General features: G+C 37.3%; 29 protein-coding genes. All 29 read right to left on the bottom strand.

The window, feature by feature from the left end; translation table 11 throughout:
• Nucleotide 1: 1 nt before the first annotated feature.
• The 29 genes from B9N62_RS07600 to rplP all read right to left on the bottom strand — a co-directional run bounded on the left by B9N62_RS07600 (nt 2) and on the right by rplP (nt 16,722).
• On the bottom strand, nt 2-1,285 hold the full coding sequence (locus B9N62_RS07600; protein WP_087585000.1) for a UDP-N-acetylmuramoyl-L-alanyl-D-glutamate--2,6-diaminopimelate ligase: 1,284 nt from the start codon (nt 1,283-1,285) through the stop codon (nt 2-4).
• On the bottom strand, nt 1,263-1,817 hold the full coding sequence (locus B9N62_RS10640) for a hypothetical protein (RefSeq protein WP_021091130.1): 555 nt from the start codon (nt 1,815-1,817) through the stop codon (nt 1,263-1,265). The genes B9N62_RS07600 and B9N62_RS10640 overlap by 23 nt, the downstream gene beginning before the upstream one ends.
• Nucleotides 1,804-2,079 carry a NifU family protein gene (locus tag B9N62_RS07590; protein ID WP_021091089.1) on the bottom strand — a complete coding sequence of 92 codons (276 nt, stop codon included), beginning with the start codon at nt 2,077-2,079 and terminating at the stop codon, nt 1,804-1,806. Before B9N62_RS07590 ends, B9N62_RS10640 begins: the two co-directional genes overlap by 14 nt.
• A 209-nt stretch (nt 2,080-2,288) precedes the next feature.
• A complete protein-coding gene (locus tag B9N62_RS07585) occupies nt 2,289-3,206 on the bottom strand; it encodes an NrtA/SsuA/CpmA family ABC transporter substrate-binding protein (RefSeq protein ID WP_087584999.1) in 918 nt (305 codons plus the stop codon).
• 75 nt (nt 3,207-3,281) lie between these two features.
• Nucleotides 3,282-3,974 (bottom strand): ABC transporter ATP-binding protein, encoded by a 693-nt coding sequence (locus tag B9N62_RS07580; protein ID WP_087584998.1) that lies wholly within the window; start codon nt 3,972-3,974, stop codon nt 3,282-3,284.
• On the bottom strand, nt 3,971-4,720 hold the full coding sequence (locus B9N62_RS07575) for an ABC transporter permease (RefSeq protein ID WP_087584997.1): 750 nt from the start codon (nt 4,718-4,720) through the stop codon (nt 3,971-3,973). The genes B9N62_RS07580 and B9N62_RS07575 overlap by 4 nt, the downstream gene beginning before the upstream one ends.
• Nucleotides 4,717-5,325, bottom strand: a complete 609-nt coding sequence (locus B9N62_RS07570; protein ID WP_087584996.1) for a hypothetical protein — start codon at nt 5,323-5,325, stop codon at nt 4,717-4,719. Before B9N62_RS07570 ends, B9N62_RS07575 begins: the two co-directional genes overlap by 4 nt.
• Nucleotides 5,326-5,448: 123 nt before the next feature.
• Nucleotides 5,449-6,453, bottom strand: a complete 1,005-nt coding sequence (locus B9N62_RS07565) for a hypothetical protein (protein WP_087584995.1) — start codon at nt 6,451-6,453, stop codon at nt 5,449-5,451.
• Nucleotides 6,454-6,729: 276 nt separating this feature from the next.
• The gene (rplQ, locus tag B9N62_RS07560) at nt 6,730-7,086 is read right to left on the bottom strand and encodes a 50S ribosomal protein L17 (RefSeq protein ID WP_002941584.1); all 357 of its coding nucleotides are present in this window, start codon (nt 7,084-7,086) and stop codon (nt 6,730-6,732) included.
• 11 nt (nt 7,087-7,097) lie between these two features.
• The gene (locus B9N62_RS07555) at nt 7,098-8,114 is read right to left on the bottom strand and encodes a DNA-directed RNA polymerase subunit alpha (protein ID WP_087584994.1); all 1,017 of its coding nucleotides are present in this window, start codon (nt 8,112-8,114) and stop codon (nt 7,098-7,100) included.
• Nucleotides 8,115-8,128: 14 nt separating this feature from the next.
• On the bottom strand, nt 8,129-8,755 hold the full coding sequence (gene rpsD, locus B9N62_RS07550; protein ID WP_054197275.1) for a 30S ribosomal protein S4: 627 nt from the start codon (nt 8,753-8,755) through the stop codon (nt 8,129-8,131).
• Nucleotides 8,756-8,780: 25 nt separating this feature from the next.
• Nucleotides 8,781-9,173 carry a 30S ribosomal protein S11 gene (rpsK, locus tag B9N62_RS07545; RefSeq protein WP_021091081.1) on the bottom strand — a complete coding sequence of 131 codons (393 nt, stop codon included), beginning with the start codon at nt 9,171-9,173 and terminating at the stop codon, nt 8,781-8,783.
• Between the two features lie 22 nt (nt 9,174-9,195).
• Entirely contained in the window at nt 9,196-9,564 is a 369-nt protein-coding gene (gene rpsM / locus B9N62_RS07540; protein WP_012140556.1) for a 30S ribosomal protein S13, read from the bottom strand.
• Nucleotides 9,565-9,567: 3 nt separating this feature from the next.
• Nucleotides 9,568-9,681 carry a 50S ribosomal protein L36 gene (rpmJ, locus tag B9N62_RS07535; RefSeq protein ID WP_002941545.1) on the bottom strand — a complete coding sequence of 38 codons (114 nt, stop codon included), beginning with the start codon at nt 9,679-9,681 and terminating at the stop codon, nt 9,568-9,570.
• A 189-nt stretch (nt 9,682-9,870) separates the two neighbouring features.
• Nucleotides 9,871-10,089: a translation initiation factor IF-1 gene (gene infA, locus B9N62_RS07530; protein ID WP_002848031.1), complete on the bottom strand. Its 219-nt coding sequence runs from the start codon at nt 10,087-10,089 to the stop codon at nt 9,871-9,873.
• A gap of 34 nt (nt 10,090-10,123) precedes the next feature.
• On the bottom strand, nt 10,124-10,882 hold the full coding sequence (map, locus tag B9N62_RS07525) for a type I methionyl aminopeptidase (protein WP_072595226.1): 759 nt from the start codon (nt 10,880-10,882) through the stop codon (nt 10,124-10,126).
• 1 nt (nt 10,883) lies between these two features.
• Nucleotides 10,884-12,146, bottom strand: a complete 1,263-nt coding sequence (secY, locus tag B9N62_RS07520; protein WP_072595225.1) for a preprotein translocase subunit SecY — start codon at nt 12,144-12,146, stop codon at nt 10,884-10,886.
• Nucleotides 12,146-12,547: a 50S ribosomal protein L15 gene (gene rplO, locus B9N62_RS07515; RefSeq protein ID WP_021089212.1), complete on the bottom strand. Its 402-nt coding sequence runs from the start codon at nt 12,545-12,547 to the stop codon at nt 12,146-12,148. The genes secY and rplO overlap by 1 nt, the downstream gene beginning before the upstream one ends.
• 15 nt (nt 12,548-12,562) lie before the next feature.
• The gene (gene rpsE, locus B9N62_RS07510) at nt 12,563-13,006 is read right to left on the bottom strand and encodes a 30S ribosomal protein S5 (protein WP_002941646.1); all 444 of its coding nucleotides are present in this window, start codon (nt 13,004-13,006) and stop codon (nt 12,563-12,565) included.
• 15 nt (nt 13,007-13,021) lie between these two features.
• Nucleotides 13,022-13,378 carry a 50S ribosomal protein L18 gene (gene rplR / locus B9N62_RS07505; protein ID WP_087584993.1) on the bottom strand — a complete coding sequence of 119 codons (357 nt, stop codon included), beginning with the start codon at nt 13,376-13,378 and terminating at the stop codon, nt 13,022-13,024.
• A gap of 10 nt (nt 13,379-13,388) precedes the next feature.
• Complete coding sequence (gene rplF, locus B9N62_RS07500; protein WP_054197279.1) at nt 13,389-13,925, bottom strand: 50S ribosomal protein L6; 537 nt, start codon at nt 13,923-13,925, stop codon at nt 13,389-13,391.
• A gap of 190 nt (nt 13,926-14,115) precedes the next feature.
• On the bottom strand, nt 14,116-14,511 hold the full coding sequence (gene rpsH, locus B9N62_RS07495; protein ID WP_021091129.1) for a 30S ribosomal protein S8: 396 nt from the start codon (nt 14,509-14,511) through the stop codon (nt 14,116-14,118).
• 9 nt (nt 14,512-14,520) lie between these two features.
• Nucleotides 14,521-14,706 (bottom strand): type Z 30S ribosomal protein S14, encoded by a 186-nt coding sequence (locus tag B9N62_RS07490; RefSeq protein ID WP_002941532.1) that lies wholly within the window; start codon nt 14,704-14,706, stop codon nt 14,521-14,523.
• Nucleotide 14,707: 1 nt separating this feature from the next.
• Nucleotides 14,708-15,253: a 50S ribosomal protein L5 gene (gene rplE, locus B9N62_RS07485; protein WP_002941643.1), complete on the bottom strand. Its 546-nt coding sequence runs from the start codon at nt 15,251-15,253 to the stop codon at nt 14,708-14,710.
• 5 nt (nt 15,254-15,258) lie between these two features.
• A complete protein-coding gene (gene rplX, locus B9N62_RS07480; RefSeq protein WP_002941666.1) occupies nt 15,259-15,495 on the bottom strand; it encodes a 50S ribosomal protein L24 in 237 nt (78 codons plus the stop codon).
• Nucleotides 15,495-15,863 carry a 50S ribosomal protein L14 gene (gene rplN / locus B9N62_RS07475; protein WP_021091075.1) on the bottom strand — a complete coding sequence of 123 codons (369 nt, stop codon included), beginning with the start codon at nt 15,861-15,863 and terminating at the stop codon, nt 15,495-15,497. The genes rplX and rplN overlap by 1 nt, the downstream gene beginning before the upstream one ends.
• A complete protein-coding gene (gene rpsQ / locus B9N62_RS07470) occupies nt 15,863-16,114 on the bottom strand; it encodes a 30S ribosomal protein S17 (protein ID WP_021091107.1) in 252 nt (83 codons plus the stop codon). The genes rplN and rpsQ overlap by 1 nt, the downstream gene beginning before the upstream one ends.
• Before the next feature lies 1 nt (nt 16,115).
• Nucleotides 16,116-16,310, bottom strand: coding sequence for a 50S ribosomal protein L29 (gene rpmC, locus B9N62_RS07465; RefSeq protein WP_002941625.1), 195 nt, complete (start codon nt 16,308-16,310; stop codon nt 16,116-16,118).
• Complete coding sequence (gene rplP / locus B9N62_RS07460; RefSeq protein ID WP_021091116.1) at nt 16,297-16,722, bottom strand: 50S ribosomal protein L16; 426 nt, start codon at nt 16,720-16,722, stop codon at nt 16,297-16,299. The genes rpmC and rplP overlap by 14 nt, the downstream gene beginning before the upstream one ends.

Below are 16,722 nucleotides of genomic sequence, written 5' to 3'. Positions count from 1 at the left end.
TTTACCTCTTTAAAAGCTCTTTTACTACTTCTTTGTCGCTAAATGGGTGCTTGACGCCATTTATCTCTTGATATGGTTCGTCGCCTTTGCCAAGTATGACAAGCGCCCAGCCGGGCTCAAGCTTGCTAATGGCTAGCGCGATCGCCTCTTTGCGGTTGACGTTTCGTATCAAATTTTCATTTTGGCTCATACCAGCGTAAATTTCATCTATTATGCTCTCTGGCTCTTCGCTTCTTGGATTGTCACTTGTGACGATGCAAATTCTTGCGTATTTTTGGGCTATCGCTCCCATTTTAGGGCGCTTTGTCCTATCTCTATCGCCACCTGCCCCAAAGACTGCTATCAAATTTAGATGTCTAAGCGAGTTTAGCACTTTCTCGATGCCATCAGGAGTATGGGCAAAATCCACGATGACTAACGGATCGGTGCTAACCACTTCCATTCTGCCACTAACCCCTTTAAATTTGCTTATCGCCTTTGAAAGCGCGGTCGCGTCTGGACGCTCTAGCAAGCAAACAGCGCCAAGTGCGGCGATTAGGTTGTAGAGATTAAACTCGCCTTGCAAGCTTGAGTCTATCTCCACATCGCCATTTGGTGTCTTGATAACTGCGTCTATGCCGTCTTTTAGCCCATAAACTATCGGCACAAAGCTGGCTGGCTTTTTAAGCGAATACGTATAAGCGTTTTTTGGGTTAAATTTAATGCCATTATCATCAGCATTTATAAGCTTCATGCAATCATCATCAAAAAAGCTCGACTTTACCCTAGCGTACTCCTCCATGCTCTTGTGGTAGTCGAGGTGGTCTTGAGTCAAATTTGTAAAAATTTTTAGAGCAAATTTCAAGCTCTCTATACGCTTTTGAGCTATCGCGTGTGAGCTAACCTCCATCACGAAGTACTCACAGCCCTGCTCGCTGGCTGCTTTGAGGTATGAAAGAGTCCTTAAAATAGCACTTGTCGTAAGCGCCTTGTCATCTATCTGCTTGCCCTCTATAAATGCCCCTCTTGTGCCACTTAGGCCGCATTTTTTGCCTAAATTTCGCAAAGTCTCATAGATAGCAGCAGCCGTTGTGGTCTTGCCATTTGTACCTGTGATGCCAACTATCTTTAAGTTTTCGTCTATTTTTAAAAGCTTCTTGCACTCTTCAAGGCTGATTATCTTAGCGCCATTTTTTATCGCTGCCTCTACAAATTTTGCGTTTGCAGCAGTTTGCACAAAAAACGAGCCCTCTTCGCACTCGTTTGAGTCATCTGTTATGAAGCTATTTTCTACTGATATTTTCATCGTTTTGTCTTTTTTGTATCTCTTTAAAAAGCTGATCTATTCGCTCATCACCGCCAAACATCACCGCCGCACTCTCAAGATAGTTTATACTCATTTCGATGAAGTCATTTTTTATCAAATTTCCCAAAAATTCTAAAAAATCATCTTTGTTTGAGATCATTACCTTGGTTGAGAACATGATGTTTTCAAAGACCTTTTTGAAGCTCCCATCCTTATAAACAGCCTTTTTAAAGTCCTCATAGCTGATCGCGTCTTGCTCTTCAAAATACTCGTCACTAGCCAATCTTGATTCTAAAATTTTTAAAATTTCATCCATTCCTTCATCATCTTCGCCAGCTCTTAGTTTATCCATAAAATAGTCAAATAAAAGTTTTGCTTCCTCTGCATTTTTCTCGCCAAGGGAGCAAATTTGTATCAAAAATAGTAAATTTTTATCCTGTGTCTTTTCGTAAGCTAGAGAGAAGTAAAAGATCGCTTCTTTAAATTTTGAGCGTTTAAAGTGTTTAATGCCTATTTTTTTATAATCTATCAATGTCAAATTCCTCGCCGATCGGGATATTTACGACCTCAAGCTCTGGGTGAATATCCATACGAAGTTGTCTTTCGAGTCCATATTTTAGTGTAGTTGTGCTAGCTGCACATCCATGACAATGCCCTGTAAGTCTTACGTAAATTTTGCCGTTTTTTATGCCAAGTAGCTCCATACCACCGCCATCATTTTCAAGCATTGGTAATACCTTTTGCAAACTCGCACTGACTGGTTTTAAAAGTTCTTCATCGCTAAATGGGATCATATCTTTTTCCTATTAAATTTTTGGGCTATTATAGCAAAATAAAAATGCAAAAAATAATGGCTATATTTTTGCTTAGTGCTAATTTTGCTTTGTAATGTAAACCTTTTTGACACACCTAGTCAGCTTTGATTTTTAAATGCTTGAGCTAAAATTTAGTAAATTTTTGATTATAAGTTTTAGGATAAAAGGGCAAATTTCGCCCTTTTTGTTTAATCTATTAGAAGTGATTTTATATCTACTTTTTGCTCAATCATCTTGCTCTCAAGCATAAATTCTTGCGTAGCTTCAAGTGCTTTTATATCTTCAGGCGTGATCTTTGGACTAAAGTCATACTGCGGATACATACTCTTTACCGCCTCTATGCTAAGCCCGGTCTCTTCAGCTGTAAATTTTAATGCCTCTTCCTCATTTGCTTTCATAAAAGCCAAAATTTCATCTTGAGCCTTTTTAAATTTTTCAACTAGATCTTTATGTTTTTTGTAAAATTCTCCGCTTGTGGCAGTGACGATGACTGGAGTGATGACGCCCTTGCCTGTTGTTACGACGCTAAGTCCTGATTTTTTAGCATTATAAGCAGCTGGTCCAGCAAGAAGCGCTGCATCGACGCTACCATTTTCAAGTGCAGCTTGTGCAGCTGGGATGCCCATAGAAACGAACTCTACGTCATTTATACCAAGTCCACCAAGAGCAAGATACCTAACCAAAAGCTCATTTAATATCGTACCTTTTGGGCCTGCTATTTTTTTACCTTTTAAGTCTTTAGCGGTTTTTATACCTTTATCTTTAGCAAATATCGCAAAAGCTTCAGGTGCTCTTGAATATGCACTTATGATCTTTATGTCAGCTTTATTTGCTGCAGCAAGTATGACTGAAGTTCCGCCCACGCAGTTTAGAAACTGGAGCGAATTTGAAGCTAGAGCTTGAGTCTGCTTTGCGCCTGATGTTATCTCAGAGTACTCGACTGGTATACCAAAAGATTTAGCATAAAAGCCTTTAAATTTATCGACGATTGAGGGGACGTTTAGCGGCGATTTGACATAGGTCATGCCGATCTTATCTAGCTCGCTTGCGTTTGCGACTAGACAAAGCAAAGAGGCTGCACACAAAATCTTAAAAAACTTTCTCATATTTACTCCTTTAAAATTTTCCAAATTATATAACTTTTTACTTCGTTTTGGTTTTAATTATCATTTTATAAAATACTAAATTTCGCTCAAAATTTTACGCTTTAAGTTTATTAGCTCATCGCAAAGCAAATCTCTTGGCTTAGCTAGATTTGATAGATCATAGCTTGATTTTATCCCGCCTTTTTCAAGCAAAATTATCTCGTCTGCTAAATATAGAGCTTCATCGACATTATGAGTGACAAAAATGATGGTTTTACCAGCTTGAAGCTTTAAAATTTCAGCCTGCATGCTGGCTCTCGTAAAAGCATCAAGTGCCGCAAATGGCTCATCCATAAGGATCAAATTTGCCTCGTATGCTAGCACTCTTGCAAGAGAAACACGCGAACTCATGCCGCCAGATAGCTGCGAAACAGCGGCGAATTTAAAGTCGCTAAGCCCTATCATTGATATGAGTCTATCTATCTTTACCTCGTCTATCTCATGCTTTTTAAGCGAAAATACGATATTTTCATAGACATTTAAAAAAGGCATGAGCCTAGGCTCTTGAAATACAAAACCGATCTTTGCTTGCTCTTTAAATTTTATCTCACCTAGACTTACGCCCTCAAGTCCAGCAATAAGCCTTAAAAGAGTCGTTTTACCGCAACCACTTCTGCCAAGTATAACGGTGATCTTATCTTTTTTTATGCTTAAATTTAGCTCTTTTAAAACGTCGATACGCTTGTCATGGATAAAAAAATGCTTTGATAAATTTAAAATTTTTATCATTTTTCACTTCGTAAAAGGCTAAATTTAGATATCAAAAATAAAAATATCCTATCTATGAGCACACCGCAAATTCCAATCGTAAAAATGCCAACAAATATCCTATCTGCGCGCGAAAGCTCCTCTGCGTCAAGTATAAGATAGCCTAGTCCACTAGAAGCTGCGACCATCTCCGCTCCCACAATCGCTCGCATTGCGTAGCCAAAACCTATGCGCATACCGACAAAGATATCCTTTATGGCATTTTTTAGGATGATTTTGTAAAAAATTTCAAATTTACTAAAACAAAAAATTTTACCAACCTCAATAAGCTTCACATCGCAGCTAGTTAGCCCTTTTGAAATACTTAAAAACATTGGGAAAAACGATGCTAGGATGATAATAATAATTTTTGGAGTTTCGTTTATACCAAACCAAAGTACCAAAATAGCAATAAGGCTAAGTGGCGGAACATTTCTAAAAAATTCTAAAATCCACTCATAATAAATGCTAGCTTTTGGAAATAGCGCCGCCACTCCGCCAAAAATAAATGCCAAAACAAAAGCAAAAGCATAGCCAACAAATATACGCTTAAAGCTAATCGTCACATGCGTTATTAGCTCACCACTTAAGCTCATATCAAACATCGCTTTAAGTGTCGTAATAGGACTTGGCAAGATATAGGGCGTGAAAATTTCTAGCTCGCAAACAACCTGCCAGAGGGCAAAGATCACTAGGATCAAAACGCTCTTTTTAAAAATTTCTATCACAGCCCATCTCCATTGTGACAGCCATTTTCACAGTATAAAAGTTCAATGATCTGATAGTTTTTAAGCTCGCTAAATTTATATGAAAATGCGTTTTGTATCTTTTCTTTACTACACAAACTTAGTGTTTTTATACCTAAATTTTCAAAAAATCCAGGCGGGATCGGACTTGATTCTATTTTGCTTGTTTGTAAATTTATATCGTTTAGCTCTTTAAATTTTTTCCATGTTAAAAATGTAGTTTGCTCTAATTTTAAAGAATTTCCAAGCTCAGCCAAGTCCTCACAAGGCGTTGTTATATAAAGCCACTCATATTCTTTTAGCTTTAAGCTAAGCTCAATGGCGCTTTCTATTAAAATGGGATTTAAGCTTGAAATATTGTTTGAAAATTCTTTGAAATTTGATCTTAAAAAATTTACAGCTCTTGGGCAGCGACTATCTAAAACCATGCCTTTAGAGCATAAATTTTTATATGAATTTTTGATATCACTAACATGATCTTTTTCGCACTCTACTATGTTAAAGCTCTTGTTTTGCAAGAGCTCTTTTAACGCAGAGAAGTCATACATATTTTTTACAACCGGATTTAGCCAAAGTAGCTTTCTCAAGAATTCTCCGTAATTTTAATAATAGAAATCAAGATTCTATCATTTAAAAATTTAAACCAAGTAAAAAGAGCCGCTTATGACTAAAATCATAAAGATAAGCGGTGCAAAAAAACTAAATTTAGCCTACACTTTTATATCTAATTTCTGTTTTTGCTCCACTTTTTCCATTAGCTTTAGTATATCAACTCCATTTTTCTCAAGCTGCATTAGCTCCTTAAGATAGGCAAATTTCTCATCTTTGTTGATGTCGTAAGTAGCCATTTTCTCACTTCGTCCGATCACTGAGGCATAGACCTTGTTGCCATCAAGTTTGTCCGTATTTTGCACATTATAAAGCGAGAGCACGCCCTCTACCACCTCTTTAAAATCCGCCCCGCTCTTCATGCCAGCTTTCATAAGAGTAAGAAATCTCTGTCTGCTCTCTTCGTCAGTGAAATTTATATTTTGTAGCGTCTGGTACTCGATTGGTGGCTTATTAGTGCTTGTTAGCATGGAGATAGCCTTTTTGCCTATCGTAATGCTTTCCACACCGACTCTTTCACCAAGATACTGCCTAAGTGCATAATCAATCCACTTATCTTTAAACTCATCTATGCTTAGGTCTTTATCAAGTATCTCAAACCCTTCCACATGGCTCTTGTGACCAAGCCCGAGAAGTGTATTGCCATCAAGTTTTGACGTGTACTCTTTTGCAAAGAGATCGACATCTGTTGGATAATATCCTATGATCTCTTCGTGAGCTCTGCCAAAGCCAAGTGCTTTGGTCTGGTTGATAAAATTTTTGAGATCATTTATCTCATCTTGGCTGACTTGTTTGTCATATCCCATGAGCTTGCCCCAGATGCTTATCTTGCCATTAGCAGCTATGCCTGATAGCGAGAAATTGCTAGCAAATGTTAGATTCTCACTATTTTTTTGAAATTTTGTCGTATTTGTTTCATTTAAATTTATTGGCTCACCTCTAGTATCGGTATGACTTTTTTGTTCATCAACCAAACTACTAGATAAATTATTTAAAGAATTTTTGTCTATATTGGATTTAGTATTTTTAGTATCAAACTCTTGTGCTATACTACTTTGCGAGCCAACATAAAAATTTGTGCCAACTCCATTTACACTACCTATCATCTCAAATCCTTTGAAATTTATTAGATGCCTGAAACAAATATCGTCTTTATAAAATAAAATTTTAGCATAGAGTTTAAAGGTAAAAATTTAAAATGTATAATTTTAGATTAAAAGACTTACAACTTTTAACTATGAAATTTATGGTTTTTGGTTAATAATTTTGGTAGATAATTAAAGAAATTTATAGCTTTCGAAACCTTTTAGAAGAAGGATTTTATTTTAAAAGTGGGGGTTTTATATAAAAAATAAAAAAGAGAGCCGAAGCTCTCTAAATAATTATTCAGCTACTAGCTCTATATAAGCCATCTCTGCCGCGTCGCCTCTGCGAACACGAGTCTTGATGATTCTTGTATAGCCACCATTGCGCTCTTTAAATTTTGGAGCTACTTCAGTAACTAATTTATTTGTTGTTTCTTTATCTTGTAAAGAAGCAAATACTGCTCTATGAGCGTTAGAGTCACCTTTTCTAGCTCTTGTGATTAGCTTTTCAACATAGCTTCTAAGCTCTTTTGCTTTTGGTAAAGTCGTCTCTATCTTTTCGCTTTTGATGATAGCTATCGCCAAATTTTTAAGCAATGCAGATCTATGAGATGACGTTCTACCAAGTTTGCGATATCCGTGTTTATGTCTCATCTATTGTCCTTTTATTCTTTTACACTCATTTGTGCTTTAAGCTCGGTTATTTTCTTTCTTAGTTGCTCTTTGCCATCTTTTAACACGTCAGCACCAACTGGATAGCCTATCTCTTCCATAACCGCTTTAATCTCTTCAAGAGATTTTTTACCTAAATTTTTAAGCTCTTTAAGCTCATTTTCGTCCATTAATGCAAGCTCGCCAATAAATCTAATATCAGCTTTGTCAAGGCAGTTAAAACTTCTAGCGCTTAAATTTAGATCTTCTACACTAGAAAGTAGCTTTGAAAACTCACCACCTGCACTTGAGCTAGCAACTGGAGCACTGACATCAATATCTAAAATTCCTTTAAATACTGACATTTGTTGATACATAGCTTCTAAACAATTTTTAAAAGCCTCTATCGGACTAACTTGACCATCAGTTGTTATAGTAAATACGATCTTTTCATAGTCTGGATCATCCTCAACCAAGACATTTTGTATATCGTAAACTGCTTTTTTAACAGGTGTAAAAAAAGCATCAAGTGCGATATAGTCGTCTTCGATCTCTTCTCTGATCTCTTCACTAGGAACATATCCGATACCTTTTTGAATGATAACTGAAAAATTTAACTCAGCATCTTCATTTATTGTAGCAAGGTATGCATCTGGGTTAACGATCTCAACTAGATCATTATTTAAATCAGCACCGGTTATCTCTTTTGGTCCTTTAAAGCTATACTCTATAACTTCGCGCTCACTGGTGCTTTTTAATTTAAATCTGATCTTTTTCAAATTTATAATAAAAAAAGCTACGTCCTCTAGCATACCTCGCATACTATCAAATTCGTGACTAACGCCTTTTATCTTTACACCGATAGGAGCAAAACCTACCGTACTTGTGTAAAGAAGACGACGCAATGGGTGAGCCAAAGTAACAGCATAACCCGCCTCAAAAGGATACGCTGTAATGTTAGCAACATTTTCGCTAACACTTTTAACTTCAATTTCAGTTGGCATATAAGCTGATGTAGTAATCTTTCTCATCTTTATACCCTCTATTATTTTGAATAAAGCTCTACTATAAATCTTTCCTCAACAGGAATGATAACCTCTTCTCTTTCTGGATTTCTAGTGAAAATTCCAAATTTTTTCTCTTTTTCAACATCTACCCAAGCAACAATACCGGTTTGTGCTGTAAGATCTATTGCACGAACAATTTGTGGATTATTCTTAGATTTTTCAACAATCTCTACTTTTGCACCTGGCTCAACTCTATAGGATGGTATATCTACTCTTTTGCCATTTACTAAAATATGTCCATGAGTTACTAGCTGGCGAGCAAAACGACGAGTTGTTGCAAAGCCCATTCTATAAACAACATTATCTAATCTTTGCTCTAGTAGTTGAACCAAAAGGGCACCAGTATTACCTTCGCGGCGTGCTGCTTCTTGAAATAATCTTCTAAATTGTTTCTCAGAAACACCATACATAAATTTAGCTTTTTGCTTCTCGCGAAGTTGTAAGCCATATTCGCTTATTTTTGCTCTTCTTTGTCCATGTTGTCCTGGCGCATAAGGTCTTTTTTCAAAAGCACTTTTACCAGCAAGTCTTCTTTCGCCTTTTAACGCAAGAGACACACCAAGACGTCTTTCTAATTTTTCAACAGGTCCTGTATATCTAGCCATAATAATTTCTCCTATTTTTCTCTAATTATACGCGGCGGCGTTTTGGCGGTCTACAACCATTGTGTGGCAAAGGTGTAATGTCTTTAAAGAAAGATACTTTAATTCCTTCAACAGTTCCTACACTTTTAACAGCCGTTTCACGTCCGCTACCTGGACCTTGAACCTTAATACCAACTTCTTTTATGCCATGCTCTTTTGCTTTATTTAGAGCATCTTCAACTGCCTGTTGGGCTGCATAAGGAGTTGATTTTTTACTACCTTTAAAGCCTAAGCCACCCGCACTACTCCATGCAATAGCATTTCCCATTTCATCAGTTACAGTTACCATAGTGTTGTTAAATGTTGCACTAATATAAACGATACCTTTGGCTATGCTTTTTCTAACTACTTTTTTCTTAACAATTTTTCTTTTCGCCATTTATTATCCTTTAACCCTTGCCTTACTTAGTAGCCGCACCGACAGTTTTACGTCTGCCTTTTCTGGTTCTAGCATTAGTTTTAGTCTTTTGGCCACGAACAGGAAGACCTTTTCTGTGGCGAAGACCTCTATAACTTCCAAGATCCATAAGAGCTTTGATATCCATAGCAACTTGTTTTCTCAAATCACCCTCAACGACGTGGTGCTCTTGAATTTCTTTACGGATAGCTGCTGCTTCGTCTTCGCTAAGCTCATAAACTCTCTTGTCGTAAGAAATTCCAGCTGCGTCAAGAATTTGACGAGATTTATAAAGACCTATACCATAAATATAAGTCAAACCATACTCGATTCTCTTTTTGTTTGGTAAATCTACACCTGCAATACGTGCCATGCCTTATCCTTGTCTTTGTTTATGTTTTGGATTTTCGCAGATAACACGAATTATGCCACTACGTTTGACAATTTTACATTTGTCACACATCTTCTTTACAGAAGGACGAACTTTCATTTTAGTCTCCTAAAAATTTATTCCACTTTTTTAGGGGCTGCATCAGGTCTAAAGAAAGAATTTAGACCAACTATTTTCAAAATAAGTGGGGAACTTTGAAAATAATTCTTCATACAGCTTTTCGCAAAGCTTGGATTTTACCCAAAACCAGCTTTAAATTTACTTAGCATATTTGCCACAAAGTCAAATTTACTTATATCTATAAGTGATCCTGCCCTTGTCTAGGCTATATGGCGTAAGTTCTACTTTTACACGGTCGCCAGGCATTATCTTTATATAATGCATTCTCATTTTTCCAGCGATATGACATAAAATTATATGTTTGTTGTCAAGCTCAACTTTAAAAGTTGCATTTGGCAGTGCTTCAACAACATTTCCATCAATCTCAATGACATCGTCTTTTGCCACAAACTCTCCTTTCTTTAAATTTTTGCCATAAATTTTACGCTTGGCTTAAAATTTCGGCTTTGCCATTAACTATCGCCATACAATGCTCATAATGGCTGGTTCTTAAACCATCTTTTGAGGTTACTTTCCAGTTATCGCTTCCTAAAACTGGCGTGCCGTCTTTTTGGCAGATCATTGGCTCTATACAAAATACCATTCCCTCTTTTATCTTTGGTCCAGCTTTTGGGTTATGCCCCTCAAGATAGTTTGGAATTTCTGGCTCTTCGTGTGGCCTTTTTCCTATACCGTGACCGCAATATCCACGTAAAGGCACATAACCTCTACCAAGAATAAATTTCTCAAGCTCATAGCAAATTTCTTTAAAATGCATACCAGCTCTTATATAGTCAATCGCAAAATATAGTGCATCTTTTGAGCAAGCGATCAAAGCCTCGTCTTCTTTTGAAATTTTACCAACTCCAAATGTCCTAGCCGAATCACCAAAATAACCATCTAAATTTGAGCCGATATCAACGCTAACGATATCACCCTCTTTTAGTTTGTATTCATTTGGGATTCCGTGGATCACCACTTCATTGACGCTTATGCAAGCTGCATTTGGAAAGCCATAAAGACCTTTAAAAGCAGGTTTTGCCCCAGCAGCCCTTATCATATCTTCACAAATTTTATCTATCTCAAGAAGGGAAATTCCAGGCTTTATAATCGTAGAAATGTGATCAAGAGTTCGAGCGACGATCTTGTTCGCCGCTCTCATTTTCTCTATCTCAGCTGGTCTTTTTAGCGTGATAGCCATTTTATAGACCTACTGCACTTAGAGTTTGGTATTTGTTTGTATAAGACTGAGCTTCTATACGCCTCATAGTATCCAGAGCGACAGATACCACGATAAGTACTGACGTGCCACCAAAATAAAATGGTACACCCATAGTTTTTACAAGTACCCATGGTAAGGTTGAGATGATGCCTAGATATAAAGCACCGCCCAAAGTTAGCCTGCCAGCTACTTCATTTAGATAGCTAGCTGTACTCTCGCCTGGTCTAACACCTGGGATAAATCCGCCTTGTTTCTTTAAATTTTCGCTTATATCTTTTGTGTTAAACACGATTGATGCGTAGAAAAACGCAAAGAAGATGATAAATAAAAATGTTAAAAAGTTAAACATATAGCCATTTGGACTTAAAAAGTCGTTGATAGCTTGGATAATCGGATTTGTACTAGCCTGTAAAATCGTACTTGGAAACATCAAAATCGCACTAGCAAATATCGGTGGAATAACACCGCTCAAATTTACTTTGATCGGTATATAGTTCATTATACGTTTGTTTTGATTTTCCATTATAACTTTTCTTGAGTAAGAAATAGGGATACGCCTTTCACCCATCTCAACAAATATAATAGCCCCAATGGTAGCTAAGATAATCGCCAAAATAGCGATAACTGTTAGAAAATTCATCTCAGAAGTATTTACTAAATTTATAGTTCCGCCGATTGCACTAGGTATGCCAGAGACGATACCAGCAAAGATGATAAGGCTTATACCATTGCCTATACCACGTTGCGTTATTTGCTCGCCTATCCACATAAGTAGCATAGTTCCAGTTAGCATAGATACGGCAGAGATCGCGATAAATAAATTTATATCTATCATGATAGCTTGTTCGCCACCACGTCCGCTTAAGCTTTGAAGTCCGATAGAAACACCGATTGATTGTACAAGAGTGATAACGATGGTTGCATAACGTATGATTTGCATGTACTTTTGCATACCGTCACGCTCTTTTTTCATCTGACCTAATTTTGGAAATGTTGCTGCTAAAAGCTCCATAATGATCGAAGCTGTAATGTAAGGCATGATACCTAGAGAGATAATGCTTAAACGCTCAGCAGCTTTACCGCTAAACATATTAAATAAGCCCAAGGCATTACTATTATTTGAATTGAAGAATTCTTTAATTACGTCGACATTAACACCAGGAACTGGCACATAAGCCAGTATCCTGTATGCGAACAAAAATGCCAACGTGATTAAAATCTTGTTGGTCAGTGTTTTATCCATTATTTTGTTCCGCTAACGCTAACGTTCTCGTCTTTGATCTTAGAAGCAAGAGCTTTTGCACTTGCACCGATTAGTTTTATCTTAGTAACGCTCTTTGAAATTTTATGAACGCTAGCTATTGTTGCTATTGAAATTTCAGCAAGCTCTTTTATAGCTGCAATTTTCTCGACATTAATAACATAAGGTTTTTCAAATTTAGAAGTAAAGCCTACTTTTGGAAGACGTCTTTGAAGTGGTTGTTGTCCGCCCTCAAAACCTCTTTTCTCATTGTAGCCTTTTCTTGCTCTTTGACCTTTGTTACCTTTGCCAGCAGTTTTGCCATTGCCGCTACCTTGACCACGACCTATTCTTTTGGTTGCATGAGTTGAACCTGCGGCAGGTGTTAATTTTTCTAATGCCATCTTAACTCCTTTCTCTTAGCTTTTTAGCAAACTAAGTGCTTTTATAGTAGCACGAACGACGTTTGCTGAGTTGTTTGAGCCAAGTGATTTAGTAAGGATATCCTTAATACCTGCAAGCTCGATAATAGGACGTGCACTACCACCAGCGATAACACCAGTACCCTCGCTAGCTGGGCGAAGTAGCATTCTACTTGCGTTATATTTTACCTCTACGTCATGAGGAATAGTTGTGCCTTTGATCTTAACGTGGATAATATTTTTAAATGCGTCGTCAATCGCTTTTCTCATCGCATCTGGTACCTCTTTAGCTTTACCATAACCAAAGCCAACTAGACCATTTCTATTACCAACAACAACTAAAGCTGTAAATCTAAATCTACGACCACCTTTAACAACCTTTGTAACCCGACCGATATCGACGATTACTTCTTCAAATTCTTCTCTATTATATTTTTCCATCGATTTTCCTTTGGGTTATAGCTTGATGCCATTTTCTCTTAAAGCTTCAGCAAATGCTGCGATAACGCCGTGATACAAATAACCATTTCTATCAAAAACTGCAACATCTATCTTCTTAGCTTTTAAAGCCTTAGCAAATTCTTTAGCTAAAGTGACCGCACCTTCTTTATTTGCTTTTATGCCTATCTTTCTACCATCAACCGCAGCTAGTGTAGTAGCTGTAACGTCATCAATTGCTTGAACATAAAGAGTTCTGTTTGATTTAAAAATAGAAACTCTTGGGCAAGTTGCAATACCAGAAATTTTACCTCTGATTCTTCTTTTTCTCTTAATTCTAAGAGCGATTTTTCTTTTTAGTACTTTTGCTGTCATTTACCGCTCCTTACTTCTTAGATGTCTTGCCCGCTTTGCGGATTATGCGTTCTTCTAGATATTTAACGCCTTTGCCTTTATATGGCTCAGGTGGTCTAAATCCTCTAACTTGAGCAGCCACTTGTCCTACTACTTGTTTGTCATCGCCTTTGATAGTAATAACGTTTTTCTCAACGCTAGCTTCAACGCCTGCTGGTAGCTCATAGTTGATAAGGTGTGAAAAACCAAGAGAAAGCTCTAAAATTTTACCTTTTGCAGCTGCTTTATAACCAACGCCGTTGATCTCAAGCTGGCGAGTAAATCCCGCAGTGATACCAGTTACGATATTATTAGCAAGTGCTCTATATGTTCCCCAGTAAGCTCTACTTTGGCGATCTTCACCTTTTGGAGCAAAAACTATATGGCCATTTTCTACCTTGACATCAACATGACCTTTTGTGTCAAGCTCTTTTATATGATTGCCCTTTTTAAATTTTAGGACATTATTTTCAACGCTAACGTCTACACCACTTGGGATAGCGATAGGCTGTTTTCCAATACGTGACATTTTTTTCCTTTACTTGTCTAGGGTGTTCCTACATTTACGAATAAACACCACAATGCCGTAAATTTTATCGTCAAATTTGACGAAACCTTCATTTGAATTTCTAAATTTAGCTTTGGCAAAATCTAAAATTTTACCAAGCTAAAAATTTAACCTTAAAATCATAAGGTTAAATAGCGTTTAATGCAGTTTATTACCAAACCGTACAAAGAACTTCGCCGCCAACGCCAGCCTTACTTGCTTCAATACCGCTCATAACGCCTTTACTTGTGCTAACGATAACTGTTCCGTAACCATTTTTAAAACGCTTAATGTCGTCTTTGCCTTGATAAACACGACGACCAGGTTTTGAAACCCTTTTAAGCTCGTTTATAACGCTTCTGCCGTACTCATCATACTTTAAAACTACGTTTATAAATTTCTTGTTACCTTCTTCGATAACGTTGTAGCTCTCTACATAGCCTTTTGCTGCAAGGATAGAAAGAGTAGCCTCAACAACCTTAGAATGAAGCAATTTCGCAGTTTCAAGCTTTCTCATACTTGCATTTCTAATGCGTGTTAATCCATCTGATATTAAATCGTTTAACATTTCTCTTCCTTACCAACTTGCTTTTTTAAGACCAGGTATTAGGCCTTCGTTAGCCATTTTTCTTAGGCAAACACGGCAAATTCCAAAATCTTTATAAACAGAGTGCGGACGACCGCAAATTTGGCATCTAGTATAGCCACGAACCGCAAATTTTGGCTTGCGTGCAGCTTTTGCTATCATTGATTTCTTTGCCATTTTACTTTCCTTTTGCAAACGGCACACCAAATAGCTCTAGCAATTTGAATGCCTCTTTATCATTTTTAGCCGTAGTAGCAATCGTAATATTCATACCATGAGTTCGTAAAATTTTATCATACTCAACCTCTGGAAACATTAGCTGCTCGCTAAGACCGAAGTTATAGTTTCCACGTCCGTCAAAACCATTTTTTGGAAGACCACGGAAGTCTTTAACTCTTGGAAGAGCAACGCTGATTAGCTTATCCAAGAAAGCATACATTTGCTCTTTTCTCAAAGTTACTTTGATACCAACAGGAAAACCCTCGCGAACTTTAAAGCCAGCAACTGATTTTTTAGCATCAGTGATAACTGCTTTTTGTCCAGCGATAAGTGAAATGGTATCAGCCATATTTTGAAGCACTTTCTGATCCTTAGCAGAGTCTCCAGCGCCTACACTGATCACGATTTTCTCGAGCGCAGGGATAAGCATTGGATTTTTGATGTCAAATTCTTTTACGAGAGCTGGCTTGATAGTTTCGTTAAATTTATCTTTTAATCTACTCATATCTCTTATCCTTCAACTTTCGCGACATTTGATATGTCAATTGGCATCTCTTTATTTACGTGACCACCATTTGGAGTTTTTTCGCTTGGTTTGATAGCTTTTTTAGCTATTTTGCATCCCTCAACTATAACCTGACCTTTTTTTGCAAGAACTGCTAAAATTTTACCAGTTTTGCCTTTATCGTCACCAGCGATGATCTTAACAGTATCGCCCTTTTTGACTTTAAATTTTACATTAGCCATTATAAAACCTCCGGAGCTAGCGAAACAATCTTCATAAAGTTAGCATATCTAACTTCACGTCCAACTGGTCCAAAAATACGAGTGCCGACTGGCTCTTTTTTGCTATCAAGTATAACAGCTGCATTCTCGTCAAAGCGGATTAGCGAACCATTATCTCTTTGAACCTCTTTTTTAGTTCTTACAACAACAGCTTTTACAACCTGCCCTTTTTTGATCTTACCATTTGGAAGAGCTTTTTTAACAGAGCAAACTATAATATCGCCAAGTGTAGCGTATCGTCTTTTGCTGCCACCAAGAACTTTTATACACATTAACTCTTTTGCACCACTATTATCAGCAACTGCAAGTCTTGTAAAACTTTGAATCATTACTCAACTCCCTTTGCTAATACAGCTTTTAAGCGAAAATTCTTGCGAGCTGAAAGTGGTCTGCACTCGATCGCAACAACTGTATCGCCTGCTCTTGTCTCATTTTTCTCATCGTGAACTAAATACTTTTTAAAGCGTTTTACAAATTTATGGTATCTTGGGTGCATAACGCGTCTTTCTACCAAAATAGTAGCTGTCTTATCTCCAGCTTTTTGTAAAACAACACCTTGAATTTCTCTTTTTAATGCCATTTTACGCCCCTTGTCTTGTTGCACTAATTGCAGTGTTGATCTGAGCTATCTCTTTGCGAACAGCACTAATCTCATTAGGGTTGCTTAACTGCATAGTTTTTAGCTTTTGTCTTAAAGTAAATAAAAGCACCTTTTTCTCTTTTAGCAACGCGTTTAATTCTGCAACGCTCTTATCTTTTAACTCAGTATATTTCATTTTCACTCTCTCGCGTTACAAATTTTGATTTGAAAGGAAGTTTGTGTAAAGCCAAAGTTAGAGCTTCACGAGCCAACTCTTCGCTAACACCAGCCATTTCAAATATTATACGACCAGGTTTGATATTCATAACCCACTCTTCAACTCCAGCCTTACCTTTACCCATACGAGTTTGTAGAGGTTTTTTAGTAAGTGGCTTATCAGGGAAAACCCTAATCCAAATTTTAGCCTGTCTTTTTACGTGACGAGTTAGAGCTTGACGAGCAGCTTCTATTTGGCGAGAATTTATTCTACCAGCTTCAACAGCTTTAAGTGCGAATTCGCCAGTTGCTAAAGATGCTCCACGAGTCGCATAACCACGGTTGCGACCTTTCATTTGCTTACGAAATTTCGTTCTTTTAGGCATCAACAT

Origin of the sequence: Campylobacter concisus (assembly GCF_002165785.1) — a bacterium.
Classification (GTDB): domain Bacteria; phylum Campylobacterota; class Campylobacteria; order Campylobacterales; family Campylobacteraceae; genus Campylobacter_A; species Campylobacter_A concisus_W.
The sequence above is the reverse complement of the archived record's forward strand: the minus strand, read 5'-3'. Positions and strand labels throughout refer to the sequence as shown.

Excerpts from the sequence above, each read along its gene's own strand:
- rpmC (WP_002941625.1), bottom strand. The coding sequence starts at position 16,310 with ATGAAATATACTGAGTTAAAAGATAAGAGCGTTGCAGAATTAAACGCG.
- rplF (WP_054197279.1), bottom strand. The coding sequence starts at position 13,925 with ATGTCACGTATTGGAAAACAGCCTATCGCTATCCCAAGTGGTGTAGAC.
- rpsM (WP_012140556.1), bottom strand. The coding sequence starts at position 9,564 with ATGGCACGTATTGCAGGTGTAGATTTACCAAACAAAAAGAGAATCGAG.
- B9N62_RS07600 (WP_087585000.1), bottom strand. The coding sequence starts at position 1,285 with ATGAAAATATCAGTAGAAAATAGCTTCATAACAGATGACTCAAACGAG.
- B9N62_RS07590 (WP_021091089.1), bottom strand. The coding sequence starts at position 2,079 with ATGATCCCATTTAGCGATGAAGAACTTTTAAAACCAGTCAGTGCGAGT.
- rplE (WP_002941643.1), bottom strand. The coding sequence starts at position 15,253 with ATGAGTAGATTAAAAGATAAATTTAACGAAACTATCAAGCCAGCTCTC.
- B9N62_RS07585 (WP_087584999.1), bottom strand. The coding sequence starts at position 3,206 with ATGAGAAAGTTTTTTAAGATTTTGTGTGCAGCCTCTTTGCTTTGTCTA.
- rplP (WP_021091116.1), bottom strand. The coding sequence starts at position 16,722 with ATGTTGATGCCTAAAAGAACGAAATTTCGTAAGCAAATGAAAGGTCGC.
- rpsD (WP_054197275.1), bottom strand. The coding sequence starts at position 8,755 with ATGGCTAGATATACAGGACCTGTTGAAAAATTAGAAAGACGTCTTGGT.
- B9N62_RS07555 (WP_087584994.1), bottom strand. The coding sequence starts at position 8,114 with ATGAGAAAGATTACTACATCAGCTTATATGCCAACTGAAATTGAAGTT.
- rplQ (WP_002941584.1), bottom strand. The coding sequence starts at position 7,086 with ATGAGACATAAACACGGATATCGCAAACTTGGTAGAACGTCATCTCAT.
- rpsH (WP_021091129.1), bottom strand. The coding sequence starts at position 14,511 with ATGTTAAACGATTTAATATCAGATGGATTAACACGCATTAGAAATGCA.
- rplO (WP_021089212.1), bottom strand. The coding sequence starts at position 12,547 with ATGGCATTAGAAAAATTAACACCTGCCGCAGGTTCAACTCATGCAACC.
- B9N62_RS07490 (WP_002941532.1), bottom strand. The coding sequence starts at position 14,706 with ATGGCAAAGAAATCAATGATAGCAAAAGCTGCACGCAAGCCAAAATTT.
- rpsE (WP_002941646.1), bottom strand. The coding sequence starts at position 13,006 with ATGGAAAAATATAATAGAGAAGAATTTGAAGAAGTAATCGTCGATATC.
- rpmJ (WP_002941545.1), bottom strand. The coding sequence starts at position 9,681 with ATGAAAGTTCGTCCTTCTGTAAAGAAGATGTGTGACAAATGTAAAATT.
- rplR (WP_087584993.1), bottom strand. The coding sequence starts at position 13,378 with ATGACAGCAAAAGTACTAAAAAGAAAAATCGCTCTTAGAATTAAGAGA.
- B9N62_RS07580 (WP_087584998.1), bottom strand. The coding sequence starts at position 3,974 with ATGATAAAAATTTTAAATTTATCAAAGCATTTTTTTATCCATGACAAG.
- map (WP_072595226.1), bottom strand. The coding sequence starts at position 10,882 with ATGGCTATCACGCTAAAAAGACCAGCTGAGATAGAGAAAATGAGAGCG.
- rpsK (WP_021091081.1), bottom strand. The coding sequence starts at position 9,173 with ATGGCGAAAAGAAAAATTGTTAAGAAAAAAGTAGTTAGAAAAAGCATA.
- secY (WP_072595225.1), bottom strand. The coding sequence starts at position 12,146 with ATGGATAAAACACTGACCAACAAGATTTTAATCACGTTGGCATTTTTG.
- B9N62_RS07565 (WP_087584995.1), bottom strand. The coding sequence starts at position 6,453 with ATGATAGGTAGTGTAAATGGAGTTGGCACAAATTTTTATGTTGGCTCG.
- rplX (WP_002941666.1), bottom strand. The coding sequence starts at position 15,495 with ATGGCTAATGTAAAATTTAAAGTCAAAAAGGGCGATACTGTTAAGATC.
- rplN (WP_021091075.1), bottom strand. The coding sequence starts at position 15,863 with ATGATTCAAAGTTTTACAAGACTTGCAGTTGCTGATAATAGTGGTGCA.
- rpsQ (WP_021091107.1), bottom strand. The coding sequence starts at position 16,114 with ATGGCATTAAAAAGAGAAATTCAAGGTGTTGTTTTACAAAAAGCTGGA.